Origin of the sequence: Paenibacillus xylanilyticus (assembly GCF_013359935.1) — a bacterium.
GTDB lineage: Bacteria > Bacillota > Bacilli > Paenibacillales > Paenibacillaceae > Paenibacillus > Paenibacillus xylanilyticus.
Window position 1 is genome coordinate 1 of record NZ_JABMCB010000160.1, and the last position, 26,851, is coordinate 26,851.

At 45.5% G+C, this 26,851-nt stretch carries 20 protein-coding genes; 16 read left to right on the forward strand and 4 right to left on the reverse strand.

The window, feature by feature from the left end:
* A partial coding sequence (locus tag HP552_RS34665; RefSeq protein WP_217506343.1) for a hypothetical protein occupies window positions 1-188 on the reverse strand: 188 nt, incomplete at its 3' end.
* A 117-nt stretch (window positions 189-305) separates the two neighbouring features.
* Here HP552_RS34665 and HP552_RS06505 point away from each other — a divergent pair.
* From HP552_RS06505 to HP552_RS06530, 6 genes are all read left to right on the forward strand, one after another.
* The gene (locus HP552_RS06505; RefSeq protein ID WP_175394757.1) at window positions 306-1,061 is read left to right on the forward strand and encodes a response regulator transcription factor; all 756 of its coding nucleotides are present in this window, start codon (window positions 306-308) and stop codon (window positions 1,059-1,061) included.
* A complete protein-coding gene (locus tag HP552_RS06510) occupies window positions 1,030-2,685 on the forward strand; it encodes a sensor histidine kinase (protein WP_175394758.1) in 1,656 nt (551 codons plus the stop codon). The genes HP552_RS06505 and HP552_RS06510 overlap by 32 nt, the downstream gene beginning before the upstream one ends.
* 220 nt (window positions 2,686-2,905) lie before the next feature.
* Window positions 2,906-4,543, forward strand: coding sequence for an extracellular solute-binding protein (locus HP552_RS06515; RefSeq protein ID WP_175394759.1), 1,638 nt, complete (start codon window positions 2,906-2,908; stop codon window positions 4,541-4,543).
* A 196-nt stretch (window positions 4,544-4,739) separates the two neighbouring features.
* Window positions 4,740-5,609: an ABC transporter permease gene (locus HP552_RS06520; RefSeq protein WP_175394862.1), complete on the forward strand. Its 870-nt coding sequence runs from the start codon at window positions 4,740-4,742 to the stop codon at window positions 5,607-5,609.
* Window positions 5,610-5,619: 10 nt separating this feature from the next.
* Window positions 5,620-6,507 (forward strand): carbohydrate ABC transporter permease, encoded by an 888-nt coding sequence (locus tag HP552_RS06525; protein WP_175394760.1) that lies wholly within the window; start codon window positions 5,620-5,622, stop codon window positions 6,505-6,507.
* Between the two features lie 28 nt (window positions 6,508-6,535).
* Window positions 6,536-7,672, forward strand: coding sequence for a glycoside hydrolase family 76 protein (locus tag HP552_RS06530; protein ID WP_175394761.1), 1,137 nt, complete (start codon window positions 6,536-6,538; stop codon window positions 7,670-7,672).
* 140 nt (window positions 7,673-7,812) lie between these two features.
* On the opposite strand, the gene HP552_RS06535 is transcribed toward HP552_RS06530, so the two are convergent.
* On the reverse strand, window positions 7,813-9,870 hold the full coding sequence (locus HP552_RS06535; protein ID WP_175394762.1) for a GxGYxYP domain-containing protein: 2,058 nt from the start codon (window positions 9,868-9,870) through the stop codon (window positions 7,813-7,815).
* A 310-nt stretch (window positions 9,871-10,180) separates the two neighbouring features.
* Between HP552_RS06535 and HP552_RS06540 the strand changes: the two genes are divergently transcribed.
* From HP552_RS06540 to HP552_RS06575, 8 genes are all read left to right on the forward strand, one after another.
* The gene (locus HP552_RS06540) at window positions 10,181-11,329 is read left to right on the forward strand and encodes a GntR family transcriptional regulator (RefSeq protein ID WP_175394763.1); all 1,149 of its coding nucleotides are present in this window, start codon (window positions 10,181-10,183) and stop codon (window positions 11,327-11,329) included.
* A 160-nt stretch (window positions 11,330-11,489) separates the two neighbouring features.
* Window positions 11,490-13,700, forward strand: coding sequence for a hypothetical protein (locus tag HP552_RS06545; protein WP_175394764.1), 2,211 nt, complete (start codon window positions 11,490-11,492; stop codon window positions 13,698-13,700).
* Window positions 13,701-13,739: 39 nt separating this feature from the next.
* Complete coding sequence (locus tag HP552_RS06550) at window positions 13,740-16,826, forward strand: alpha-mannosidase (protein ID WP_175394765.1); 3,087 nt, start codon at window positions 13,740-13,742, stop codon at window positions 16,824-16,826.
* A 44-nt stretch (window positions 16,827-16,870) separates the two neighbouring features.
* The gene (locus HP552_RS06555) at window positions 16,871-17,797 is read left to right on the forward strand and encodes an ABC transporter permease (RefSeq protein ID WP_175394766.1); all 927 of its coding nucleotides are present in this window, start codon (window positions 16,871-16,873) and stop codon (window positions 17,795-17,797) included.
* A gap of 12 nt (window positions 17,798-17,809) precedes the next feature.
* Window positions 17,810-18,706: a carbohydrate ABC transporter permease gene (locus HP552_RS06560; RefSeq protein ID WP_175394767.1), complete on the forward strand. Its 897-nt coding sequence runs from the start codon at window positions 17,810-17,812 to the stop codon at window positions 18,704-18,706.
* 68 nt (window positions 18,707-18,774) lie between these two features.
* Window positions 18,775-20,421 (forward strand): extracellular solute-binding protein, encoded by a 1,647-nt coding sequence (locus HP552_RS06565; protein WP_175394768.1) that lies wholly within the window; start codon window positions 18,775-18,777, stop codon window positions 20,419-20,421.
* Window positions 20,422-20,685: 264 nt separating this feature from the next.
* Window positions 20,686-21,762: a glycosyltransferase gene (locus HP552_RS06570; protein WP_175394769.1), complete on the forward strand. Its 1,077-nt coding sequence runs from the start codon at window positions 20,686-20,688 to the stop codon at window positions 21,760-21,762.
* Window positions 21,763-21,780: 18 nt separating this feature from the next.
* Complete coding sequence (locus tag HP552_RS06575) at window positions 21,781-22,281, forward strand: PIG-L family deacetylase (protein WP_175394770.1); 501 nt, start codon at window positions 21,781-21,783, stop codon at window positions 22,279-22,281.
* A 114-nt stretch (window positions 22,282-22,395) separates the two neighbouring features.
* On the opposite strand, the gene HP552_RS06580 is transcribed toward HP552_RS06575, so the two are convergent.
* Window positions 22,396-23,187: a glycosyltransferase family 2 protein gene (locus HP552_RS06580; protein WP_312884222.1), complete on the reverse strand. Its 792-nt coding sequence runs from the start codon at window positions 23,185-23,187 to the stop codon at window positions 22,396-22,398.
* The gene (locus tag HP552_RS06585; protein WP_175394772.1) at window positions 23,148-24,158 is read right to left on the reverse strand and encodes a glycosyltransferase family 4 protein; all 1,011 of its coding nucleotides are present in this window, start codon (window positions 24,156-24,158) and stop codon (window positions 23,148-23,150) included. The genes HP552_RS06580 and HP552_RS06585 overlap by 40 nt, the downstream gene beginning before the upstream one ends.
* Window positions 24,159-24,423: 265 nt before the next feature.
* Here HP552_RS06585 and HP552_RS06590 point away from each other — a divergent pair, with 265 nt between their 5' ends.
* Both HP552_RS06590 and HP552_RS06595 read left to right on the forward strand, forming a co-directional pair.
* Window positions 24,424-25,419 (forward strand): sugar phosphate nucleotidyltransferase, encoded by a 996-nt coding sequence (locus HP552_RS06590; RefSeq protein ID WP_175394773.1) that lies wholly within the window; start codon window positions 24,424-24,426, stop codon window positions 25,417-25,419.
* Complete coding sequence (locus HP552_RS06595) at window positions 25,416-26,708, forward strand: UDP-glucose dehydrogenase family protein (protein WP_175394774.1); 1,293 nt, start codon at window positions 25,416-25,418, stop codon at window positions 26,706-26,708. The genes HP552_RS06590 and HP552_RS06595 overlap by 4 nt, the downstream gene beginning before the upstream one ends.
* Window positions 26,709-26,851: the final 143 nt, after the last annotated feature.

Consider the following 26,851-nt stretch of genomic DNA (forward strand, 5'->3'; position numbering starts at 1 on the left):
GCCTCCAATTTCAATTCCAAGGAGTACCGCCGGAAAGTTTGTCCTTTTTTAGCCATAAAAAAATCCCCTTCGTTTGGCAAGATTAAGTCCATCTTAACAGATGTCTTTTTTCTCTTGTCTACTAAAAGGGGATAATACCAAATTGGCGGCTTTTTTGGTCTGGAAAAGACGGCTGTTGAAATGCTCATTATAAATGAAAGCCCTTTCTTGATTCTATGATATACTACGATGTAACTGGCATATCATGAATAACATGTTTTTCCCATTCTCTATATCCTCTCACTTTCACTTGCAAAGGAGATGTCATGATGTTTAATGTTCTGGTTGTTGACGATGAGTCTGTTCAAAGAGAAGGAATTAAGAATTTGATAGCTCACTATGGCTTTCCTTTTCACATCATGGAAGCGGAGAACGGAAAGACCGCGGAACGGATTCTGGTTCAAAATGCAATTGATATCCTGATCACTGACGTCAAAATGCCACTCATGGACGGACTGGAACTTAGCAAGCAAGCACGCAAAACACAGCAGAACCTGGATATTGTCATTTGCAGCGGATACGATGAGTTTGAATATGCCCGCAGTGCCATTCGACTGGGCGTTGTGAATTATTTGCTTAAACCACTGGTGAAGGAAGAGTTTCTGCAGGTCATGGTGGATATCACAAAACTGAGCCCGTACGGCGGGAAGTCTGAACCTGAATCCATGGAAATGAAGGTTATTCGGCAGGTTAAGAACTATGTGAAGGATAATCATCAGAAAGATATTTCATTGTCTGAAGCGGCACACGATGTGTACCTGTCGCCAGGATATTTAAGCATTTTGTTTAAAAAGGAAACCGGAGAGAACTTCTCGAAATATTTGACGGATTACCGGCTGAGCCGCGCAAGTCATTTGCTGGTGCACTCGAATATGAAAATCAATGACATTGCGGTGGCTGTCGGCATCGACAACCATTCCTACTTTGCCAAGCTATTCAAAAACAAGTTCGGCATCAGTCCGTTACAGTTCAGAGAGTGCGGGGTGCTTCATGATCGGGTGGATCAAGAGCAGATTCAATGATATCAGGTTCCGTAACAAGCTGCTGCTTTCGCATTTGGTCATTGCCCTTATTCCGATTCTACTGCTTGGACTGCTCTCCTTCATTCAATCGTACCGTATTCAAATGAAAGAGCTGCGAAGTGAAGCAGAAGCAAGCCTGGAGCAGGTGGCGAGCATCATGGATTACAAAATCAATCGGTACAATACGCTGAGCGAGTTTATGGTGCTTAATCGAGAATTTTCGCAGATCTTTACCAAAGATTACGATGATAATTATTATAATATGTACCTGGATTTTCGTGACATTATGGAGCCATTGATCTCAAACATCAAAATGATGGACGATAATATTGAAGGGATTACCTTCTATACTTCCGGAGAATTGCTCGGAATTCGCAATAATATTTTGCCAATCGGGGAGTTCAGGAGCCAAGCGTGGTACGACGGTTTCCGAGGCAGGCGCTGGGTTGTGGATGGAGAGAAGCTTTATCTGGTTCAGGAACTGATCAGCAACCCGAAAGACAGCAACTTTATGGTGATTTCCATTCAGCATGACAGCATCTTTGGAGATCTGGATAATCTGTCTGAGCATGTGTCCGTTCATATTGAAGACTCGGATCAGCATGTTATTTTTCAGGAGAACAATAAGCGGAATGCGGTGAACGGATTGGGAAAAAAAGAGACTAGCGATCTGAGCCTAAACCGATCACTCTCCAGCAATGGCTGGACGATCCATTATAGTCTGCTGAATACCAATGCGTATGCAAATGCGATGGGCATTTTTCAAATTACTCTGTTTGTCATTATTCTCAGCCTGATCATTACCTTCCTGCTGATTTATGTTATCTCCAACAACTTTACGCGCCGGATTCTTCGTCTGAAGTACAAGGTCGACAAGGTTGAACGGAACAATCTGGAAGTGATAATTCAGAGTTCATCCCGGGACGAATTCGGTGAGCTGACGAACGGCATCGGTAAAATGCTCAGAAGAATCAACAGCCTGATCTCACAGGTATATCACGCCGAGATCGCCAAGAAGGAAAGTGAATATAACAGGCTGATCAGCCAGATTAATCCTCACTTTCTGTATAATACACTTTCATTTATCCGGTGGAGAGCCGAGAAGAAGGCAGATATTGAAACGAGTTATATGGTATCGGCATTAGCCCGTTTCTACAGAACGACATTGAACCAGGGGAGACATATGACCACGATTGAAGCTGAAACCCAGCATATTAAGGCATATCTGGATTTGCAGCTCATTATGAATGATGGTCTGTTTGACGTGGATTACGATATTGATGAAGAGTTGCTGCAAGCTGAAGTGATTCATTTTGTTTTACAGCCTATTGTAGAAAATGCTATTAAACACGGTTTTGTTAAGCCGGATGCGACGGATTACTGCATTCAGATTACGATCAATCGGGTGAACGAAGGTATAAAATTAGCTGTAACGGATAACGGCGCAGGCATGATGCCTGAACAAATCGTGCGGTTGCTAACCAGTGAAAATGGGGGATGCGGCGTGAGGAACGTGAATGATCGAATCAAACTGTATTATGGACAGGATTATGGACTCGCCATTCGGAGTGAGCCGGGGCACGGAACAGAAGTGTCTATGGTCATCCCGACTTCTACAGCATAACAACAAACAACAGACAGGCACAAAACAAAACGTTAGAAATGAAGGCGGTTGCTGAGGCAGCCGCTTATTTTGTTCTCTGCCCAAGTGATGAGCGCTGGGAGAAGGGGAAGTGGAGGTCATGAAAAAAGTGATACATATCCGAAAAAAATTGCATATACGCCAAAATTGAAAACGCATACAATTTGGTTATTCAAGCAAATCAAATGAAGGGGATGACAGGATGAACAAACGCGGTAAGATCGCTTCACTACTGATGGCCTGTATGGTGCTGGTTGTAATCAGCGGCTGCACCGGAGGGACCAGTGACAACGCACAACCTCAGATATCGGAGCAGGACTACGAACCTTACGGTAAATATGAGACACCCGTGGAATTCACAATTGGTCGAAATACGAATCATGTCAATAACTTGCCTCCCGGCGATACCATTGAGGACAATTTGGCTACACGTTATGTCGAAGATCGGGTGAATGTCAAGGCCAAGGTGGCTTGGGAAACGGACGACATGGATCAGAAGCTGTCCTTATCCATGACCACGGGTGACCTGCCAGATGTAATGCTGGTCAGCCGCGAAATTTTTAACCAGCTGGTTGATAATGATCTGATCGCCGATATGACAGAGGTATATGAGAAGACAGCATCCGAGGGTGTGAAGAATATCTATGGTTCCTATGGGGATTTGCTGCTGGATCAGGTTAAGGTGGACGGCAAAATCATGGGTCTTCCCATGACAAACATTGGGAATCAGCACCAATTGCTTTGGGTTCGGAAAGATTGGGTAGATAAGGTGGGCGCCAAGCTGCCGGAATCTGTGGAGGACGTGTGGAATCTCGCCAGAACATTTGTGGAACAGGATGTGTCGGGAACAGGCAAGACGGTGGGCATGGTGATGGATTCCAATGCAATGAACTTCACCCCGATATTTGCTGCACATGGTGCCTTTCCGATGAACTGGATTGAGAAAGATGGTCAAGTGGTATACGGCTCAGTTCAACCGGAAATGAAGCAGGCACTGGCAGAGGTCAGTGCCATGTATAAGGAAGGCTTGATTGATAAACAATTTGCTGTCCGGTCGAGTGAAGAGAAAGAGGCACTCGTTATTAACGGACAGGCGGGAATGGTTTTTAATCCATGGTGGATCGGCTATACCAACTACAAAGACTCCATCAAACAAGATCCCGATGCAGTCTGGGTTGCCGTATCAGCACCACTGGATGGGAATGGCAAGTTCAGAACGATTCGACAGGATCCTGTAGGGGGAGGGATCGTCGTGGTGAACAAGAACTTTGCCCACCCTGAAGCGATCATGAAATCAGTTAACCTCACAACGGATTTCCTCTACGCCTTAACAGAGGATGCGATCAATTACAAGAAGGAACATCCCGATGAGATGTTGACCGATGCGAGCCGCTGGAACAACGATCCGACACAAATCCCGATGCAAGTCGATTATGACGATGTGTTGAAGCGCTATTACGAAGATTTAATGAAAGCTGATGAGAGCGGAGATGCTTCCAAAGTTCAGGAAGATCGGGTCGTTTCTTTCAAGGCTTATCAGGAATTCAAGGAGAAAGGAAATGCCATAGACGTAAACACTTACGGCGAATATCTCTCACGGATTGAAGGACAACGTGAAGCAAATAACCCCAATCTGGAAGTGACTCCTGCCGGCTTTTACGGAACAACGGAGACCATGAAGCTGAAGTGGGCAAACCTGCAGAAGCTCGAGGAAGAAACGATCCTCAAAATCATTATGGGCCAAGCTCCTGTAGACGAATTTGATACATTTGTCGACACATGGAAACGTACAGGTGGAGATGAGATTACGGAAGAAGTCAACGAGATGAGCAAAAGGTAAAATAACCGGAGTGAAGTAGGAGCGCAATGTTGTGGAAGCCTGGTACCAGACTTCCGCAAGTGCTTTTACCGATAAGACCTGCCTATAGACGTGCAGGATGGAGGTGTAACGGACAATGGCGCAAGTGAAAACGACGATACATCCGAAAAGGGAAGTGCGCTACCCAGGCAAAAAAAAACGTAAGAGATTTGACGAGATGACCTACCATTTTATGCTGCTGCCCGGCATGGTCATGCTGTTCATTTTCTCCATTGTGCCTATGTTTGGTGTAATCATGGCCTTTCAGAAGTTCATTCCTGCCAAAGGCATATTCGGCTCCAAATGGGCAGGACTAAGCAATTTCACCTATATGTTTCAACTGCCGGACGCGAAGCAGATTTTTATCAATACCTTGGTCATTGCGGTCGGGAAAATAGTGCTTGGATTGATTGTGCCGATCGTATTCGCCCTTCTGCTTAATGAGGTGCGGCTGAAGGTATTCAAGAGTTCGATTCAAACCATTGTGTATTTGCCGCACTTTATGTCCTGGGTCGTTCTGGGTACGATGCTCACGATGATTTTCTCCTTTGATGGGATGATTAACAATTTCCTTGAAATCCTCGGTCTGGAGCGGATTATGTTTCTGGCTAGCAATGACTGGTTCAGGCCGCTGCTTATTGTGACGGATACCTGGAAGGAATTTGGCTATGGAACCATCGTTTATCTGGCTGCATTAACGGCAATTAACCCTGCCTTATATGAATCTGCTGCAATGGATGGAGCGAATCGCTGGAAACAGACGCTAAACATTACGCTGCCGGGCATGTTCCCGACCATCATTCTTCTGGGTACGCTGAGTCTTGGCAATGTGTTGAATGCGGGATTTGATCAGGTTTTCAACCTGTACAATCCGCTCGTATATGAAACAGGTGATATTATTGATACCTTTGTATACCGCATGGGTTTGATCAATATGCAGTATTCATTCGCGACGGCCATTGGTTTGATGAAATCGGTTATCAGCTTTGTTTTGATTGTCGTTTCGTACAGACTGGCATCGAAATATGCGGGGTACAGAATTTTCTAGGAGGGTTAGCATGATCCAATCAAAAACGCTGGGTTCCAGGCTATCCCGCCTGTTGATTATGTTTACTTTGATCCTGATTACATTCATGTCCCTGGCCCCGATTGTGAATACGATCATGGTTTCCGTCAGCAGCAGTACGGCTGTGAATGCCGGCAGGGTCTACTTTTTTCCAGTGGAGTTGAACTTCTCATCCTACGCACAGATTTTGAAAGATACGAAGTTTTGGAATGCTTTTCTGATATCCGTGGAACGGGTGCTGCTGGGGGGCGCCATTAATATGGTTCTCACCATTCTTATGGCCTATCCGCTGTCACGCAGTGTCACACAGTTCAGATCACGGAACGCCTACATGTGGATTATCGTATTTACGATGCTGTTCAGCGGGGGGATCGTTCCCTGGTACATGGTGATTAGCAAGCTCGGGCTGATCAACAGCATATGGGCGCTCGTACTGCCAGGTGCCGTTCCTGTCTTCAATGTGATTCTTCTGATGAATTTCTTCAAAGGAATTCCGAAGGAACTCGAAGAAGCCGCATTTATTGATGGCGCAGGACCAATGAAAATTTTGCTCAAAATCTTCATCCCGATCTCGATGCCAAGTCTGGCGACCATTATGCTGTTTGTCATCGTCGGGCACTGGAATAACTTTTTTGACGGAATCATTCTAATCAACGACAGCTCCAAAATACCGCTTCAGACCTATCTGCAGCAGCTTAGTCTCACGCGGGACCAGATGCAGAATCTCTCCGTAGAACAGCTGCAGCAGTATAATAAAATTTCTAACACCACATTGAATTCTGCCAAAATACTGGTCTCCATGATCCCGATTCTGCTGATTTACCCTTTTCTACAGCGTTATTTAATCCATGGAATTGTTCTCGGTGCAGTGAAAGAATAATCTGATGATGAAGAAGGGATGGAATAGGATGAGAAAAAAGAAAATCGTAAGTTTGACGGTTGTACTCAGTATCATTTTGGTGACCACTATGGGTGCCAGTGGTGGAGGCAAAAATCAATATACCCGCCAAGCGCAGTGGGCACAAGAAAAGCTGCATGAATACTACTGGAATGATGAAACAAAAATGATGAATAACGCTTATCCATCGACACCGGAAGGTGAACAAGCCCTGAATTATTGGTGGAAAGCTCATGCGGTGGATGCACTGGTAGACGGATTTGAACGGACAGGAGACAAAGCGTACACGGAACGTGCGGAAGAACTGGTACACAGTATTATTGAACACAATGGTTCCCTTCATAATGAGTTCTATGATGATATGGAATGGCTTGCCCTTGCTGCTCTTCGGTTATATGATGCGACAGGCAGTGAAGAGATGAAAGGGTACGTGCTGGATCTCTGGACAGACATTAAAACGGCCTGGTGGGAGGATGACCTGGGTGGTATGGCATGGAAGAAGGATCAGCGGTATAACCGGAATGCATGCTCCAGCGGACCAGCTTCCATTCTGGCAGCAAGGTTATATGAACATTTTGGTGATACACAGGACCTGGAATGGGCGCAAAAAATATACGATTGGGAAAAACAATATCTTGTACATCCGGAAACGGGACTCGTAGCGGATGGTTTGGTGCTGCGCGAGGATGGCACGCTTGATGTTAATGAAGCTTGGATCTTCACATACAACCAAGGTACATTCATTGGAGCCGGAGTAGAGCTTTACCGGATTACAGGAGATCAGATGTATTTGCAAGATGCAGAGAAGACAGCCGCGGGATCCCTGAAGTCCTTGACGGATGAGAAGACGGGGATTTTCTTAGAGGATGGGGATGGAGATGGTGCCTTGTTCAAAGGCATACTGATCCGTTACCTGGCGGAGTTGTATGATATTGGTCATAACAAGAATCTGAAGAAAGCGATTGACCGCAATGCAGATGCGTTACTGAAAGGCAGCCGAAAAAACGGGTTATTTGGTCAGGCGTGGGGTCAACCAGCCCAGAATCCACTCCACCTGACTGCACAGCTTAGCGGTGTCTTCCTGCTGGAAGCAGCTGCTAAACTGGAGGCGGGCAAACATTTCAAGCTGGAAAAGCCAAGGAAATAATTTACTCATTGTATGGTCAACTTAAAAATATCTATTTTCGATCAACATGAAGAAGAAGCATCGAATCCCTAGCAAAGGGCTTCGATGCTTCTATGCGTTCTATACGTGCTGCAGTCGAAATTCTCTATGAGTATGGAAGATTACTTGGAAGCAGGCAAATCGTAACTTTCCCGAATGAGGGAGAAGTAGTCATCCGCCCGTACTACTTTAAATTCGGCTCCCAGTTCTTCGGTGAGTGCGAGTGCATCGGATGGCATCATGCTCCAGGCAAGCAACCCTAGGGAAATGAACAACGGCGACTTTCCATCCCAATTCGCTTTTGCCTCATTCAATACCTGCAGTCCGTCCTGGGCAGTACTTATTCCACGAATTGTAGACACCGGCAAACTCTCACCAACGATCTCAACACCATAATTGTCTTCATAGCTAATGAACAGACCTGGTGAATGGTAGTCTTTCTCGTAAGCGCTTGCTTTAAATGGCGTGAGAGGTATATTTTCGCTGTCTTCCCGGTTCAACACATACGAGATATTCATGCCTGTCTTTTTCAGGTATTTTTCAGTCTGCTGCAAAAATGGACGGAAGCTTGAGTCTGGCCATGCACCCGGATAGAGGTATCCTGCACCGGATGGTCCGGCAATCAGCAAATCATTGGGGGTTGCAGTATTCACATAATGATTCAGTATCGCCGGCGCACCCTCATACAGTAGGGGGCTTGAAGTCCAGTTGATGGGAACCTTGCCTCGCGCCGGATCCTCCCACATGACACGCATGCGGTGCTGGTTGTACTGAAAATTATCGCCTTCCGTGAAGGTATACGTCACGTAGATTTTGTTCTCCAACTCCGGACGTGGAGATTTTTGGGCAGGTTTGAACTTGGGCTCGGTACCCGAGAAAACAGTCAGATTACTGAACCAGTCTGCAGCGAGTACATAGACACCATATCGGGAAGCAATCTCGACAGAGCTGAACTCACCTTCCACATCATTGCTGAACCAGCCAAGGTAGGGAGTTCCGGGTTCCACGTCGGACATGATTTTCTCAAAAAGTGCTTTCTGTTCAGGCACATTGGAATCCAGCCAAAATACCATCGCTTTGTTGGCGACCGCGTAATCCCGTAAATAGGCATAGGGTTCTTGCTGCTCGGCAGAGAGTGGGCGGATATTACCAGCCGATACCTTAAACTGGTTCCACATGTCCACTTCAGCCGTCAGCTTTTGGGTTCCCGCAGGAAGGCTGAATTCATATACAAAATAATTGCCATTATCGGCGAAACGGTGACCGCCCTGTCCCTCTGCAACCTTGGAATTTTGTCTGTCATACAGAAAAACTTCCTCTTCTGGTGTTCCTGCAACGAAGTTTGCAATGATTTTGCCATCCGCCTTCAAGGTAACTTCATGCACGGCCGGGCCCCAGCCATCCTGGGTTAAGGCGTCATCAAACCGGAGATAAACCTCTGATTTCCCAAGCAGCGAAGTAAGGTCAAGGGAATACGTGTCTCGGTTGCCAGCATCGCGTATCGGCTGCTCTTCCTCCGCAATGGTCACAAATGACTCAGGAAGACCGGATGGGATACGAATGGCTGTATCCGGATCCAGTCCGACTAACATCTGGTGGGTTGTCTTCTTCCACAGATGCTCATATTGCCAGGTATACGCATCAAGTCGGCTGCTGAATTTACCCTGTAGATCATCGAGGATCTTCAGGTTGTACGGTGCTTTGGATAATTGGCTTGCCAGCTCCGGACTGGCAACTACAGCATCCTTCAAACCGGCAAGCGTGGTTGCCACATTAATTGAATCAGGTAACTTCGGATCATACACAATTATGCCTTTGACTTCGCTGCGATATGTCGAAAACACATCCCAATAATCCTGATGAAGTGTATAGGGTACATCGAGATCATTGAGCCAGGTCAATTTTCCTTCTTCCTGGGATTCGATCAGATAGATTCGCGGTTGTTTCCTGTTTACAATTCCCTGTAACGTTCCAAACAGTAATTTGATATCACCTGGTGCATCATAGATATCGGCTGCATCCAGATGTTGGGGCTTCTTGAAACGGGGGAGTTCACGGTTAGCTTTGGAATCTCCAGGTTTAGCGGTCTGAACACTGGTTTGCGAAGCGGATGCCGCTCCGGCAGTTAAGGAAAAAGCACAGAGGAAGGCTAAACAGAGAATCGTGAATCTACGAGCCATGGCCAATTCACTCCTTGTTATAATCAGAAATATGAGCGTGTGTATCCCTCGGTCATCCCATCCTCCTTTTGCGGCTAAAATGCCAGGCAACACATCTCACTTCAAGATATATTAAATATATACATATATGTTATTGCAAGGGCTTCGACAAAAGTTCCCAGTGTTTATGGAAAAGAGACATTTTAATCACGGTATATCTAGGAGATCTTATGTCAAACTGCGGATAAGTTCAGCTTGTTTATTGCGCTCTTTTGTGAAAGGATATATTATATATCTCAAATATTACGAATGAATTGGTGATGTGATCCGAATGAATACAAACGAACGAGTTCCGTTGTATCAGCAAATCCAGGACTATGTCAGACAGATCATAACAACAGAAAAGATGAAGCCCGGTGACCGGATACCGACAGAGAAGGAACTGATGGATCAGTTTCAGGTCAGTAAAATTACCGTTGCCAATGCCTTGACAGGATTAGCGAATGAGAAGCTGATCGCCAGGGTGCCTGGCAAGGGCAGTTTTGTGGCAGAAGAAAACGATATCGTACCTTCGACATCAACGCCGGCGGCTGCAATAAAGGGAAGAGAAGGCACACTCGCTGCAGGAATGGTCGGTGTGATTATGCCCTCCATCCACGATTACTTCGCCATCAGACTGGTTGAGGGAATTGAACAAGCCCTTAGCGAGAAGGGCTATCGAAGCATGATCATGTTCACACATGGCAGGCTGGACAAAGAGAAGGATGTCATCAAGGAACTGAAGGCACTCGGCGCTGAAGGCCTGTTAATTTTTCCTGTCGATGAGGAAAACTACAACGAGGAGATCCTTGGCATGAAGCTCTCCGGTTTTCCTTTTGTACTGATCGACCGCTATCTGCCTGGCGTTGAGACACACTATATTGCGGCGGATGGAAGACGCGGTACAAAACTTGCGGTAGAGCATCTGTGGGAGCTCGGACACCGGGATATCGCCATCTGTTCGGATTCACCATTGCAAACGGTCACAGTCCAGGAGCGGATCGAAGGCTATATCGATGCCTTGAAAGGCAAAGGGGCGTTAATAAATCCGGCGCATATGATCACAGATTTCCAACCATTAAGCTTGCTGAAAGATGCAGAGTCCCATCCCCTTTACAGGTATATCGTAAACCGAATGGTGACAGCATACGTTTCGCTTAACGGAAGGCTCGGTGTACAAATTCACCAAATAGCCAAGCAGGCAGGTCTCCGGGTTCCTGAAGATGTGTCCATTGTAAGCTTTGATGATCCCACTTCCATCGTGGAGGAATTCAGCATATTTACTCACGTGAATCAGTTTGAGCGGGATATGGGATACCAGGCAGCGGTTAAATTACTTGAAGTGCTGCATGGACATGAAACAGCGAAATGCTATAGCAAAATTCTAATCGAACCGGAACTTGTGGTACGCCAAACCACTGCAAGAGTTCCTCAAATTTAACTTGGAAGCACATTGGAAACCTTTACGTTTAATGCGGGAAGGTTTTTTTTGTATTCAAAAAAACATATTGAATATATTCAATTCATATATTATAGTCTAGAAAATGATGGATAATCATACAACGCAATCCAAACCTACATCAACACTAGGGGGTTAGAATGTGTCACGAGACCGGAAAGAAGAACGCACCGGATTTCAGGAGTCAGCTCCGTATCATCCCGACTATGACCTGCAGACTGACTTTGTGATGGTATATGGCATTGACGAGTCAATGACGGAACGCATCAAGCAATGGAAAGAGAAGGGATATATTGTGCATCTCATGACCGGGGTAGCCTGGGGAAATTACAACAGTTACCTTGATGGCGAGGTGGATGGCATACCCCATTGGGATGAAGCGCAGATGGGTCGCCACCAGCAGATGATTCTTCACGGTGATCAGCCCGTTATTCCGTACATGGTACCTACCCTTTCGTTTGGACGCTATCTGGCGGAGCACATTCGAATTGCTGTAGATGCAGGTGTTGAGGCCATTCATCTGGAAGAACCTGAATTCTGGGTGAACGGTGGTTATTCTGAAGCCTTTAAGAGGGAGTGGCAGCTGTATTACAAAGAACTCTGGATTCCGCCGCATGCTTCTCCTGATGCACAATATCGAGCCTCCAAACTAAAGGCATATTTATATACTCGGGTTCTGGACCGGTTATGTGCCGAGATGAAGGATTATGCATTGCAACGATATGGCCGTGTACTCCGCTTTTATGTTCCAACGCACAGCCTAATCAATTACACGCAGTGGCGAATCGTCAGTCCGCAATCTCAATTGGTTGAGCTGGCCTCCATCGACGGATACATCGCGCAGATCTGGACGGGGACATCCCGCACACCCAATGTGTATGAAGGGGTTCGGAAGGAACGCACATTTGAAACCGCTTACCTAGAATATGGCGTCATGCAGGAACTGGTCCGCGGAACCGACAGACGCATGTGGTTCCTGCATGATCCGATCGAAGATAACCCCAATTACACCTGGGCGGATTACAAGCAGAACTATTTGAAGACCGTGGTTGCTTCGCTGCTGCATCCCGGGGTTGCCCATTATGAAGTTGCGCCATGGCCACGAAGAATATTTCAAGGAACTTATCCGGCGGAAGAAGGTGCTGGTAAGGAGAACATTCCGGCAGACTACGCAACGACGCTGCTGCAAGTCATGCATACGCTGGGTAACCTGGACCAGAATGTGATCGAGATCGATCAGATACCGCTGCAAGTTGGCGTTCTTATCGCCGACTCCGCAATGTTTCAGCGGATGAAGCCAGATCCTGAGGCGCCTCATCCGGGGAAATATGATGGAACAGACCCTGAAGGCTTTCAGCAAGAGGGCGATACCGAGCTGCTTGATTTCTCTCCATTTTACGGTCTGGCGCTCCCGCTACTAAAATACGGGATACCCGTTCGTCCTCTTTTACTGGATCATGTGCGACGATATCCGGGGTATTTGTCACCTTACCATGTTCTCGTACTCAGCTATGAATTTATCAAACCTGAGTATCCGGATATTCATTACGTTCTGGCGCAGTGGGTGCAGGATGGCGGGGCACTGATCTATGTTGGCGATGACAGTGATCCTTATCATGCTATTCGTGCATGGTGGAATCTCGAGCAGCAAGATGGGAAGAAGAAGTTCGGAACCAAGTATCATTCCCCGCGGGAGCATTTGTTCGAGCAGCTTGGTCTGAAGAAAATGAAGAGTGGTATCGAGATAGTGGGAAAAGGAGGCGTGGCTTGGCTGAATGAACATCCGGCTGATCTCACGCTGTCCACGGCAGGGGCCAATCGTCTCCGCCAAGCGGTTCAGGATTTGATTGGGATGCTCAACCAACCAGCGATGCAGTGGGTATCAAGGTCATATTTCAAAATCAAGCGCGGGCCTTACATCATCGCAGCTGCGTTAGACGAGTCGGTGAGCGATGAACCACTATCTATACCGGGTCCAGTTGTGGACTTATTCGATGCGAAGCTCGCGGTACTGAACCAAGTTGTTATGAAACCGGGAGAACAGGCACTTCTCTATGATATTGAGTCAGGACGTCCAGCGGCTGGAGGAATTTCCCTCATTGCGGCTTCCTCCCGAATTGAAGCTCTGTCCGAGTCGGCCACAGGTTTTCAATTCGTGGCGCGAGGGCCAGCTCGCTTGCAGGCTGCTGCACGGCTGTACAGTAAGGAGAAACCTGTATCTGCCCAGTATTTTGTTCAAGGGAAAGCAGCAGCCGCTTCTTGGGAGTGGGACCCGGATTCGCAGACCGTGCTTATTCAATATGAGCATGGGAACGAGAACCGGACAGAGGTACATGTGCGATGGTCTTCTTGATTCATAGCCCAATCATCGTAACAGAGAGGAGTAACGAACATGCCATATGAACCGATAAGGCCAGAACGGTTAAAACAGTTGTTGAACAAACTTCGAGAAGCCATATATGATCCGCTGACCGAACTGGAAGCAAAGGCATGGGTTACAAACGAGCCCGTGTCCTACGATTCTCGGAGTTCTGGAAGGGAAGTGACTCTGCAGCAAGGAGAACGATGGGGTGAGCTCTGGGACTGTGCCTGGTTCCGTTTTGCAGGCCCATTGCCAGCCCGTAGTGTCAGCAGCCATGAGCGCTTCGTTCTCTTGTTGGATGTCAGTGGAGAACTATGTCTGTTTGACCATGAAGGAACGCCTGTTCAGGGGTTGACGACCATTAACTCCGAATTTGATTTCTCCTTGGGATTGCCCGGCAAGCGGGTCGTTCATCTGAGCGAGAGATTTGTCAGGGGAGATGAGATTGAAGTATGGGCGGAAGCGGGCAATAACGATTTATTCGGCAAGTATCAGGGTGGCTCTTTAAGAGAGGCTGTTATCGCAGTCTGTCGGGAAGATATCCGCAGTTTGTACTACGATATCGAGGTTCTCCTGGAAACGGCAGACTGCCTGGCAGCTGGATCAGCTCGCAAGGAGAGAATATACCAGTCGCTCTATGACGTTTCGCTGCAGCTGACCGATTTTTCCGAAGAGCGTGTACGACTAGCGAAAAAACGTACGGAGGAACAGCTCGGTTTGCAAGGGGGAGATCCAGTCTTAACCTTGAGCGCTGTAGGCCATGCACATATCGATTTGGCCTGGTTATGGCCGATCCGGGAAACGATCCGTAAGGGTGCAAGAACGTTCTCGACCGTGCTTCGCATGATGGAACGTTATCCGGATTACGTATTCGGTGCGAGTCAACCTCAACTGTACGACTGGATGAAGCAGCATTATCCCAAATTGTACGATCAGATCAAGGAACGAGTTCGTGAAGGCAGATGGGAACCGCAGGGCGCCATGTGGGTCGAGTCGGATACAAATGTCCCCGGTGGTGAATCTCTTGTACGGCAGATTCTGTATGGCAAGCGCTATTTTCAACAGGAGTTCGGGTTGGAGATGAAGTCACTTTGGATGCCTGATGTATTTGGTTATTCGGCAAGCTTGCCCCAGTTATTGAAGCAGTCCGGAGTTGATTACATGATGACCCAAAAGCTCTCCTGGAGTGAGTACAATCGACACCCCCATCATTCGTTTATGTGGGAGGGGATTGATGGATCAGCAGTATTAACACATATGCCGCCCGAGGATACGTACAACAGCCCGGCGGCACCTCGATCCATTGCCAAGGCAGAGCGAGAATATCTGGATAAAAATGTATCCGAGCATGCGCTGATGCTCTTTGGCATAGGGGACGGGGGAGGCGGACCAGGTGAAGAGCATCTGGAACGACTCGAACGGACCAGGAATCTGCTTGGATTGTCTCCCGTTATACAGGAGCCTTCGTGGACCTTTTTTGAAAGGCTCAATGAAGAACGAGAGAAATTTCAAACGTGGCGGGGGGAGCTGTATCTGGAAAAGCATCAGGGTACGCTGACCAGTCAGGCGCGAAGCAAGCGGTATAATCGGAAAATGGAAAAAGCGCTGCGTGAATTGGAATTTGCCTCCGTTCTGGCGGCGGTCCATTCGGGCAGAGCTTATCCATCCGATACGCTCGAACTCATATGGAAGGAGGTCTTATTATATCAGTTTCATGATATCCTTCCGGGATCTTCGATCAAGCGGGTTTATGATGAATCACTCATCAGATATGCGGAGTTATTGACCCAAACAGAAAACATGATTGCAGAAACCTACAGCAGTTTAGCGGATCGGATCGCTTCAAGCAGCAAGCCCCCATCCGTATCTGCAGTGGTGTTCAATTCATTGCCTTGGCAGCGGAAGGAATGGCTTTTTCTACAAGGACGATGGATAAAGGTACTTGTTCCCTCCATGGGATACATGGTTGTACCTGAATATCCTAGCCAGTGTACGGTGGGTGAGGTCGGAACGTGCATCGAAATGGGATCGGAGACGCTGGATTCAGCGTTACATGTAAATGTGGAAGAACGCTTCATAGAAAATCATGTGCTTTTCGTGAAGTTTGATCAGTACGGTGCAATCATCTCGATTTTGGATAAAGCAGAAGGTAGAGAAATCATTCCTCAAGGACATCAGGGAAATCATCTCCGTGTATATCATGATGAAGGAGACGCTTGGGATTTCAGTCATGACTATTCAGAGCATCCGGGTATGCCTTTAACACTGGGTAACATTCGTGAGCTTCGTGAAGGGCCTAGGATTGGACTGATCTTTCAATACAGCTATGGTGAATCCGAATTTAATCAGAGCGTTATTCTTACGGAGGGCAGTCGCCGAATCGATTTTGAAACTCATGTGGATTGGCGGGAAGATGCCAAGATGCTTCGCTCGTCTTTTCCGTTGAATATTCGTACAGATCAGGTGCATTGCGAGATCCAGTTTGGCAGTCTGTCCAGACCGACCCATCGCAATACCCTATGGGATTTTGCCAAAGATGAAATCTGTGCCCACCAGTGGATAGATATTTCGGAGCCCGATTACGGAGTCGCATTACTCAATGATTGTAAGTACGGTCACAGAGCCCTTCATAATGTGCTTGACCTTAACCTGCTGCGCAGCAGCTCGTATCCTGATCCGGAAGCCGATCGTGCGGAACACGTATTCACTTATTCGTTATATCCGCATCAAGGGAATCATGTTCAAGCCGAGATCTATCGGAGAGGTAATGAACTGAATATTCCATTGCGTACAGTCCCCTTACCCTCTGTCCATGATAAACCGGCTGGAACTTTGCCGCTTTCAAAATCGTTCCTGCAACCGGAACATGCACACGTCATGGTAGAGTCCATTAAAAAAGCCGAAGATGGCGACGAAATCATCGTCCGCGTGTATGAAACGTCCGGAACACATGCCCATACGGTCATTCATCTTGGAATCAACACCGAGGAAGCATGGAAAGCTGATCTGATGGAGAACATCATTTCGTCGATTCCGATGACAGACCCATCGATGATCACGCTATCGTTCAAGCCATTTGAAATTATTACGCTGCGTTTGAAGTTGCTGCAGGTATAGCAGAGGCAGTGAATTTCTCATTTTGAGAAAGGAGATGTGGGAATGTGATCAAGACGAGAGCAACTAACAATCGATTGATGAAGCGAATCTGGCAGCATAAACTCTTTTATTTGTTCATGCTGCCAGGCATTGTCTGGTTTTTTCTGTTCTCTTATGTCCCTTTGTACGGGATTCAGGTTGCCTTCAGGGACTACAACTTCATTGGTGGATTTACCGGAAGTCCATGGGCAGGTTTCAAGTATTTCGAACAGTTCTTCAATTATTATCAATCCGGTGACATTATCCGCAACACGATCATCATTAGCCTTATGAAACTGCTGATCGGCTTTCCGATGCCCATTATTCTCGCACTCCTGTTAAATGAAGTTCGTAAGATCCGGTTTAAGAAGACCATTCAGACGTTGTCCTACTTGCCTTATTTCGTATCCTGGATCGTTGTGGTCACGCTGATGCAGAGACTGCTGACACCCTATGGTGGACCGGTCAATGACTTCATGGGAGCCATGGGTGCAGAATCCATCCAGTTCCTGAACAATCCAACGTGGTTTTATCAACTGATTGTTGGATCGGACATCTGGAAGAACATCGGCTGGAATTCGATCATCTTCATGGCCGCCATCGCAGGAATCGATCAGCAGCTCTATGAAGCTGCCAAGATTGATGGTGCAGGACGTTTCCGGCAGATGTGGCATGTGACACTTCCCGGCATTCGTAACGTGGCTATCATCCTGTTCATTCTTGCCGTAGGCAGCCTGATGAGCGCAGGCTACGAACAGCTGCTTCTGCTGAATGGTCCGGCGACCGCGAGTATCGGGAGTGTTCTGGATGTGCACGCCATCAACTCTGGCATTCGCGAAGGGCGCCTCAGTTATGCCGCAGCTGTTGGATTATTTCAAAGTATTATTGGACTTATCCTGGTACTGACCGTCAATCGCATTGCCCGCAAAGTCAGTGATGTATCCCTGTTTTAAGGAGGTGATGATATGGAACGAAAATGGTCTGTATTCTCGGTGTTTAACTATACCTTTCTTGCGTTGGTTGGATTCTCGATGATCTACCCGTTTATTTATATTTTGGCCTATTCATTAAATGAAGGGAAGGACTCGATGCAAGGGGCGATTTATTTTCTACCCCGAAAATTTACATTGGAGAACTATGCCGAGGTTTTTGATAATGCACGCATCTGGAAGGCATACCAAATTACCCTCATGCGCACCCTGCTGGGGACGTTTCTGCATGTAATCCTGTGTACCCTTATGGCATATGCGCTTTCCAAAAAAACACTGCCGGGACGTTCCTTTTTTACCTTCTACATTTTTTTGCCCACAATTTTCAGCGCGGGATTCATTCCGTTCTTCATCACACTGCAAAAACTGCATCTGATCAATACCTTTTGGGTGTACGTTTTGCCGCTTTTATTTAATTTCATGCACATCATCATTATTCGTACGTTTCTACAAGGCATCCCGGAGGAACTGGAGGAGTCTGCCCGTATCGACGGATATGGCGATTTTCAAATCTTTGTGAGAATCATTCTGCCTCTTTCTGGTCCGGTACTCGCAACCATTTCGCTGTTTATCGGAGTAGCCCATTGGAACGACTGGTTCTCTGGTGCCTACTACGTTTCCAACAAGGATTTGATTCCGGTTCAGACCTTGCTGCAAGAAATGTTGACGGAAGCGGAAGCGCTATCCAATTCCATGCAGCGAGCAGCACAGCAAGGTGGCCAAACGGTAGGTGGCGTCGGTGGTGCAGGAGCAACACCGGAATCGATGCGCATGGCTCTGCTGGTCATTACGGTTTTCCCAATCTTGTGCATTTATCCGTTTCTGCAGCGCTATTTTGTCAAAGGGGTCATGATTGGCTCGGTTAAGGGTTGATCATATCGGTTTGATCTGCCCACGCTTCACCGCGATTCATTGATATCCATAACCAGGAGGCGATTGGTTTGAATAGGATTTGGTCGAAAGGCATGTCTGTGTTGCTCGTGTCTATTATGGCTGGAAGTTTGCTGAGTGGCTGCATGAATTCGGCGGGGAATGGAGAAAGCGATGGAGAGGGTACCACACTTAAGATACTGCATAATTGGAATGGTTCAGGCGGATCGGACAATGGAATTACCCCAGTAGAGGAAGTTATTAAGGAGAAGACCGGAGTGACCCTCGAGTGGGAGTATACGAAAGGCAGCGAGACCGAGAAGGTAAACCAGATTTTTGCTACGCAAGATTTGCCGGATATATATACCGGACCTGCTTGGGGCGGCGAGCTTGACGGGATTATCAAGGCAGCGAAAGAAGGTCAGTTAGTCGATATATCCGACAAATTGGACAATTATCCCAACCTGGCCAAATCCATTGCAGAAGAAAACGTTCCGCCAGCATTGTATGAAAAAGCGATTAATGCGTATGACGGTAAAAAATATCTTCTTCTGCAGAATCAGCCTGCTACGAACGAAGACGGAATTGATTGGTTATACGGATTCTATGTACGCAAGGACATTGCCGAGAAGGTAGGTGTGGACCCGCAGTCCGTGGGGACGAAAGAGGATTTTTATGCTTTTCTCAAAAAGATAAAAGACGCCAACCTGCAGGAGAACGGTCAGCCTGTCTTCCCGCTGGGTGGATTCAGTAATGGCTGGTCTGTAGGCATCGGCAATACGATGTTTTACTCGGGAGCAAGTTACGTAGACAAGGGCGATGGTACGCTTGAGCACAGTTTCTTCACTCCAGGCTATGAAGAATACATGCTGTTCTATCGAAAACTGCTGGCAGAAGGCCTGCTCGATCCGGATGTATTTACCCAGACAGATCCCATCGCCAAAGAAAAAATCAATCAGGGTCGTATTGCCATTCTTGCGGCACATTATCCGGCCATTTTGGATGCTTCCAAGGAATACGTCACCTCTCATCCTGGAAGCGATTACATTCCCGTCGGTCCGCTAGAGCGGGCTGATGTCGACCCGAGTCGTCCCGTGGATCTTGGCATTCAGGGGAACAACGTAACGGTTATTACCAAGAGCTGCAAAGGTGCATGTGTAGATGCTGCGCTCAAGTTTTTGGATTATATGGCTTCTGACGAAGGTTTCATGCTGGCCAGATACGGGGTGCAAGGCGTTCAATGGGATATGAAGGACGGCAAACCCGTAGCCAATAAGGAATGGTTTGATAAATTCGCAGCGGATCAATCCGGTAAAGTCCGCAAAAACGTAGGGATCTCTATCGGTTTGGAATCGTTAACCGGACTTGATCGCATTAACTCGTATGCAGGTGGGGACATCTGGGCAGATCAGGACAGATTGGATGCAATGGATCATGCTCGTAAGGTACTGCGTCCGAACGGTATTCAGGTTATAACAGCTTATAACCCGGGTGATGTTATCACCAAAGCCTCTGAATGGGAAATGTTGAAACCTTCGATGGACCGGATGGGAGACGCCTGGAAGGAAGCTGTTTTTGCAAAATCGGATGAAGCTGCCATGAGCATTATTAACGAGTTGAGGGATCAACTGCGGAATACCGGATACGATCAAGCGATGCAGTTTACCAATGACAATTTGAAAGGAAAAGAAGTGGTAACCGTCCAGATGCCGAATTAAACTGAGACTTAAGAAGTAACAAGTCTATATTGGTATTATCCCTTTTTAGTAGACGAGAGAAAAAGAGACATCCAGAAAATGGATCTACTCTTGTCGAAAGGAGGGGATTTTTTATGCTCAAAAACAGAGAATCGTAAGAGTAGATATAATTCTTAAACCTATAAATCGCCTGTTTTGTCTTCCTGGGTAAATTCCGGTAACGACAACCATTAACACCCCATACTATAAGGAGTGAGAATGATAACCTTATGGGAGGGGAAATTCATGAAAAAGCCAACTCTTCGGTTGCTTATGATCATAGATAAATTTGAAGTGGGAGGAACAGAGACATATGTGTCTGCCGTTGTCGAAGAGATGGGAAAAAGAGGGGTCTCCATTTATGTAGCAGGTAAACGGGGGAGTTTGTTGTCCAAGTTCAGGGCGCTTGGTTGTCCAATATTTACGAAAATAAACGACCGGCAAAGATTGGAGCAATGGATTATCAAGCATAAGATCAACGTCATCAATGCTCACCATGAATCTACCGGAATAATCGGCAGCGCCCTCAGCAGAAAGCTGAGAATCCCTTTTGTCTACACCATACATGGGACATACTATCCTCGGGCACTAATCACGAAAATAATGAAGAGGTGTTATAGTCGTCACGCGGTTATAAGCGTTAGCTGGCCGGTTAAAAAGTGGCTGGAAGAGAAAAACATCCAATCTGTATTAATTCCAAATGGAATTAATACGCAGCATTTTAGATACAACAGGAACAAGCAGTTGCTCGCACAATTAAACATTGCCAGTAAGTCGAAAGTGCTATTGTATGTCAGTCGTATTGAGGATGAAAAAGCAGAGATATGTAAAAGTTTTTTAAGAGCTGCACAGCGCTGTATGGATTCATCCCCAAACATACATGTCGTAGTGGTTGGTGGTGGACCGGGATTGAATAGTGTCAAGAAACTAGCAGCTAGAAAACACAGTAATCGGATTCATGTATTGGGTGAACGCCTAGATACATCATCCTTTTTCTCCATTAGTGACGTTGTTGTAGGAACGGGACGAGTAGCTCTTGAAGCGATGTCCTGCAAGCGGCCCGTCATAGCGATCGGTGCAAAGGGGATATTTGGCATTGTGAAGCCAGATAATTTCAAGCTTGCTTGGAGGTATTACTTCGGAGATCACAGAGCCAAGGAGACTCTTGAAATAAGCAAGATCGAAAGTTTGATTCTTACTGCATTAAGGTCTAAGAAAAGTTCAAAAAATTGGGGAGAAGCAGGACGTGAATTCGTTAAGAAGCAATTTAATATCTCTGGTATCGTCGATAAGCTGCTTGGCTTATATCACTCCTTCATCTAAAGATTTGGAGGGAAGACAATGTTCAATAAATTGATGATTGTAGCCCATCCTGATGATGAAATAATCTTTGGAGGAGCTCAACTTATAAAGGGAAAAGGGTGGAAAGTTATCTGTGTAACCAACGGCAAAAACAAAGTGCGGGCAAGAGAGTTTAGAAAAGCAATGAAAGACGTAGGAGCCGAGTATGAAATGTGGAGTTATAAAGATAAATGGGAAGGAGATTTTAACCGAAAGGCTTTGAAAAAAGATATCGCACAGGTGCTGCAAGCCAATCCTCAGATCACGATGATTGTGACCCACAATAAAAAAGGGGAGTATGGCCATACTCAACACAGAGCATTGCATCAGGTTGTCAGAGAGTTAGCTCAGGAGAAGATGTATATTTTTAAACGCTCTAAATATAAATTGCCTGAAGATCTGATAAAGCAAAAGCACAAAATTTTAAAACGATACAGAAGCCAGGACATTGAATGGCTAAAGAAATATACGGATTACGAAAGTATTCGGAAATTAAGGTAGGGTATCATGATCAAATGTGCGGCAATGTTGTTTGATACGGCGAATAGAATGGACAGTCCCTAAAGTAGTTTCACTACAGGAACAGCCCATTCTTCGCTTCAAATGTCCAATTTGCTAAATTGAGCCATTTGAGAGTGAATTGGATTCTTCTTTACTGGTATCTTCATCTGGAATAGTATCGGTTGTATAAGGTATAAAGTCATCCGTGTAGGCAACCAATTTACAATTTCTCATATATTCCTCAGTATCCCGTTTCTGCGTATGTGACTGAATGTTCTCTCTTCGAATACAAACGTAATTTTTCTTCGACACATAATATACGGAGTAGCCAGCTCTGCGGCATTTTTTTGACCATTTGGCATCTGATCCTCCGATCGTATCCTCCGGAAATTTCACATGTTTCCATACCCTTTTACGAAAAAACAATGTCCCGCCTTTAATCCTTTTGCCAGGCACATTCTCTTGTCCGGGTCGGTATTCCATAAGCGCTTTTTTCGCCTCAAAATAAATATACGTTGTGTGTTTACCAACAATAGGTGCCTTGCGTGCTCTTAGTGCAAGGATGGATTCTTTTAAATAATGAGCTCCATAATAATCATCATCATCAAATTTGGCAATAAACGAACCTTTTGCTCTGGCAATGGCCCAGTTAAGACATTTTCCCAGTGTATATTTCTCAGGAAGCTTATAGACTCTAACATTTTCGTATTCTTTAGCTTTCTTTCGCCACTTTTTAAGATTCATACTATCTTTGTTAAGGATGATGATCATTTCTTTGTTATGCCATTCCTGTCGTGCATAATTTGCAAAAATGTTATCCATATATTCAGGTCTCATGGTACACGCTATGATTGAAGCCACTGATTTCAACTCCTTTTTAGAATCAGATTTTTTCTGGTGTTCCACACCGACTGACGGACAATTTTGTATTCCTTATTCGTGATGACTTTTTTATATAATTTAAGAAAATTGTCAGCCATGACTTTATCCGAAAAATGCTTTTTTACATAGGATCGGCAAACTCTTGCGGTGGGGAATTTGTTACGATATTTCACTTTGCGAACCATATCATCTGTAGAGTTACATAGTAATTGTGGTAAGCCTTTTAGCACTTCCGGAACGGCCCCTGCTTTGAATCCAAGTACCGGTGTACCACAAGCCAAAGCTTCGATAAGCACAAGTCCGAAGGGTTCATTCCATGTAGAGGTAAATAACACACAGCTTGCTCTTGAAATCAAATTAATTTTCTTGGTTCCACCGACAGGGCCGATAAATCGTATCTTTTCATTAAGATGCGGTTTGACTTCGCTATCGAAATACTCTTGATATGCAGGCTTGTTAATTGTCCCAGCAATAATTAATTCTTTCCCCGTTTTTTGTGCAACTTCAATCGCTAAATGAACTCCTTTTTCTTTCATGATTCTACCCAAAAATAAAAGATAGCCCTTTTTCTTGGTTCGAAAAGTATAGTCACGAAGACGAATCCCGTTATGCACGAAGTAACCCTTCTTGTTCTTATCACGAATTTTCTTGCTCACAAACACGGGAATTTGTGATCCTTTTGCCTTTTTGGAATGGGAGTTGTGGAGCGTAGGAATGGGCGGATTTGTTTTCGCAACAATGCCATAGTGATCATGGATAATATCCACATTCGAAGGAATGCGCTTAATGATGAAATCCAACTGCTGATCCGGGTCATCAGTGGGATATTCGTACGTCCTTGTGGCGTTGGTTTTCGAACCTTTCTTAGCAAATAAAATGACCTCATGACCTCGACGAACCAACTCTTCTGTCAGGTAGTGAATATCGCGCTGAGTGCCGCCATAATCTTCTGGGGGAACGGGAAGTGTATTTGTAGATATTTGAACTATTTTCATACCATTTCAGTCTCCTTTGGTTAGCATGAAGCCAACGGCTCTTTTGCCGTCATCTTATGCGAATGACCGATGGAATGAATGGGCTTCAGAAAATTTTCACAAGCGTCAACGAACCATTTCATAAGAATTAGAAAACTTAGTTTTCTGAGAAACGTTTCAAGGCTGTTAGAGCCATTCTATAAAATCTATCAGATATTCGTCCAATCCAAATATATTTGTTTTTCATAGAGTATACAGAAGTGAAAATTAGAAGGGAGGAAACGACTTGAAAGGACTAATTCTATGTGCTGGCAAAGGTTCCCGCTTGTATCCATTCACGTTCTCTTATCCAAAATCATTGATTCCTGTAGCCAATACTCCCTTGTTGCACTCCTGTATAGATAAATTGGTTGAACAAGAGATTTCTGAGATCGGAATAGTAATCCAAAAATCGCAAGAATCACTCATTAGAAGCAGCTTAGAGAGTGTCACTAGGTGGAGTCGTACGAATATTACGTTTATTTATCAAAAAGATCCAAAAGGAATCGCAGATGCCATATTACAAGCAGAGCATTTTATTGGTCAGGACTCATTCATTTTACTCTTGGGGGATAACTTAATTTCCATTTCACTCTCTCAACTTAAAAAGCAAATAGTAGAACATGGGAATCATGCTGCGCTGCTTCTATCGGAAGTGGACAGTCCTCAGGATTATGGCATTGCAGAGGTGGAAGACCAACGGATTGTGAAGCTTGTAGAGAAGCCGAAAGCTCCCAAATCAAATCTTGCGGTATTAGGAGCATACGGTTTTACTTCTTCTATTTTCAAAGCTGCCAAAAAGATAGAACCTTCGGCCAGAGGAGAGTATGAAATTACAGATGCGATCCAATGGCTGATCCAACAGGGCTACTCGGTATCTTATCAGCAAGCTGAAATAGCAAATATTGATGTCGGAACTTTACAGAGATGGCTTGATGCCAACCGAAAAATGCTTCGGGAGATGCCAGTTGAAAATGATATTCATCCTTCGGTGATTCTACAAAATTGCAAGATTATTGCCCCAGTCTCTATAGAAGCAGGCTGTATTCTAGAAGATTGTGTGGTTGGTCCTTACGTTTCTATTGGTGCAGATTCCACTATTGAAAGCTGCTACATCAGAGACAGCATTCTATTAGGTAATGTTCATATCAAGCAACTATCACACGCTGTTGTTAATACGGTAGTTGGGACCGGTTCTACCCTGGCTGGCTTAGAAGCGAGAAGGAAGGGTGACGAGGAATGAAAATACTTGTGATTGGGACAGGCTACGTGGGTACAACCACTGCCTTGGTGTTTGCCGAGATGGGCTGGAAAGTAGTAGGACTTGATACAGATGCACACAAGGTCGATCAATTAACGAAAGGTGAACTTTATTTCTATGAGCCAGGTCTCAAGGAACTACTGGTAAAACATCTTAAATCCGGTCAGATTATGTTTACTACAAATCAAGCAAAAGCTATTCAGGAGAATGATGTAATATTTATATGTGTCGGGACTCCATCGCTTAATGATGGAAATGCAGATTTAACTTATGTGAAGCAGGTTTCACAAGATATTGGTCGTTATATGAACGGTTATAAACTCATCGTTAACAAGAGTACCGTGCCCGTAGGGACACAGGAAAAAGTGACTCAATGGATATTGCGGTCTCAGGCAGCATCTTATCCTTATGATGTTGCATCCAATCCTGAATTTCTGCGGGAAGGTAAAGCAATGGAGGATTCTCTAAATCCAGACCGGGTTGTCATTGGCGCGACGAGTACTAAAGCGACCAAAATGCTTCAGACCCTCTACGCTTCAGTTCAATGTCCCATTGTGGTAACAACACCGCGGACCGCAGAGCTCATTAAATATGCATCGAATGCTTTTCTAGCCACAAAAATTTCTTATATTAATGAACTATCCAGATTAAGTGACAAACTTGAGGTAGATATAAAAGAGGTTGCTTTTGGGATGGGACTTGATCAAAGGATTGGCAGCAGCTTCCTGCAAGCAGGAATTGGTTATGGTGGATCATGTTTTCCAAAGGACGTTGCAGCTTTACTCCGTATAGCAAAGGATAATAATACGGAACTACAGGTACTGAAAAACGTCGTTGAGGTTAATGAAACACAATATTTGTATATGGTTGAGAAAGCTAGAAGAAGGTTAGGAGATTTCGCAGGCAAAAAAATAGTGGTTCTTGGCCTGGCATTCAAGCCCGATACGGATGACATACGGGAAGCTCCTGCGATCCGGCTCATTCAGGAATTGACTGTGGGACAAGCACATATTAAATTGTTTGACCCGGTCGCCAAACTTCCCTCCTATTTGAAGAATTCAAATATTCAATTCATGACTACCCCTGAGGAAGGCTTTAAAGATGCAGATGCTGTTTTTATATGTACGGAGTGGAAGATGTATCATGACCTAAACTGGAGTATGCTCAGTAAACAGATGAAGCAGCCCAACATCTTCGATGGCCGAAACATGTTGAATGCCGACTTCATGAAATCGCTGGGTTACTATTATCAAGGCGTCGGTTATAACTAATATGAGGATTCAATGGCGATATTGTTGCAGTTTTGGCTGCCGGCACGAGCTCATAAATTAAATCTTCTCACAGAAATCCCCCAATCCTTGTTACTGAGGAATGGGGGATTTTACATGGGAATTAAAGAGTAAGATTTTATCTT

Bases quoted from the DNA above. Each gene is read 5' to 3' on its own strand.
- HP552_RS06535 (WP_175394762.1), bottom strand. From the start codon at position 9,870: ATGGCTCGTAGATTCACGATTCTCTGTTTAGCCTTCCTCTGTGCTTTT.
- HP552_RS06575 (WP_175394770.1), top strand. From the start codon at position 21,781: ATGTTCAATAAATTGATGATTGTAGCCCATCCTGATGATGAAATAATC.
- HP552_RS06525 (WP_175394760.1), top strand. From the start codon at position 5,620: ATGATCCAATCAAAAACGCTGGGTTCCAGGCTATCCCGCCTGTTGATT.
- HP552_RS06530 (WP_175394761.1), top strand. From the start codon at position 6,536: ATGAGAAAAAAGAAAATCGTAAGTTTGACGGTTGTACTCAGTATCATT.
- HP552_RS06570 (WP_175394769.1), top strand. From the start codon at position 20,686: ATGAAAAAGCCAACTCTTCGGTTGCTTATGATCATAGATAAATTTGAA.
- HP552_RS06585 (WP_175394772.1), bottom strand. From the start codon at position 24,158: ATGAAAATAGTTCAAATATCTACAAATACACTTCCCGTTCCCCCAGAA.
- HP552_RS06540 (WP_175394763.1), top strand. From the start codon at position 10,181: ATGAATACAAACGAACGAGTTCCGTTGTATCAGCAAATCCAGGACTAT.
- HP552_RS06595 (WP_175394774.1), top strand. From the start codon at position 25,416: ATGAAAATACTTGTGATTGGGACAGGCTACGTGGGTACAACCACTGCC.
- HP552_RS06550 (WP_175394765.1), top strand. From the start codon at position 13,740: ATGCCATATGAACCGATAAGGCCAGAACGGTTAAAACAGTTGTTGAAC.
- HP552_RS06505 (WP_175394757.1), top strand. From the start codon at position 306: ATGATGTTTAATGTTCTGGTTGTTGACGATGAGTCTGTTCAAAGAGAA.
- HP552_RS06515 (WP_175394759.1), top strand. From the start codon at position 2,906: ATGAACAAACGCGGTAAGATCGCTTCACTACTGATGGCCTGTATGGTG.
- HP552_RS06520 (WP_175394862.1), top strand. From the start codon at position 4,740: ATGACCTACCATTTTATGCTGCTGCCCGGCATGGTCATGCTGTTCATT.
- HP552_RS06560 (WP_175394767.1), top strand. From the start codon at position 17,810: ATGGAACGAAAATGGTCTGTATTCTCGGTGTTTAACTATACCTTTCTT.
- HP552_RS06510 (WP_175394758.1), top strand. From the start codon at position 1,030: ATGATCGGGTGGATCAAGAGCAGATTCAATGATATCAGGTTCCGTAAC.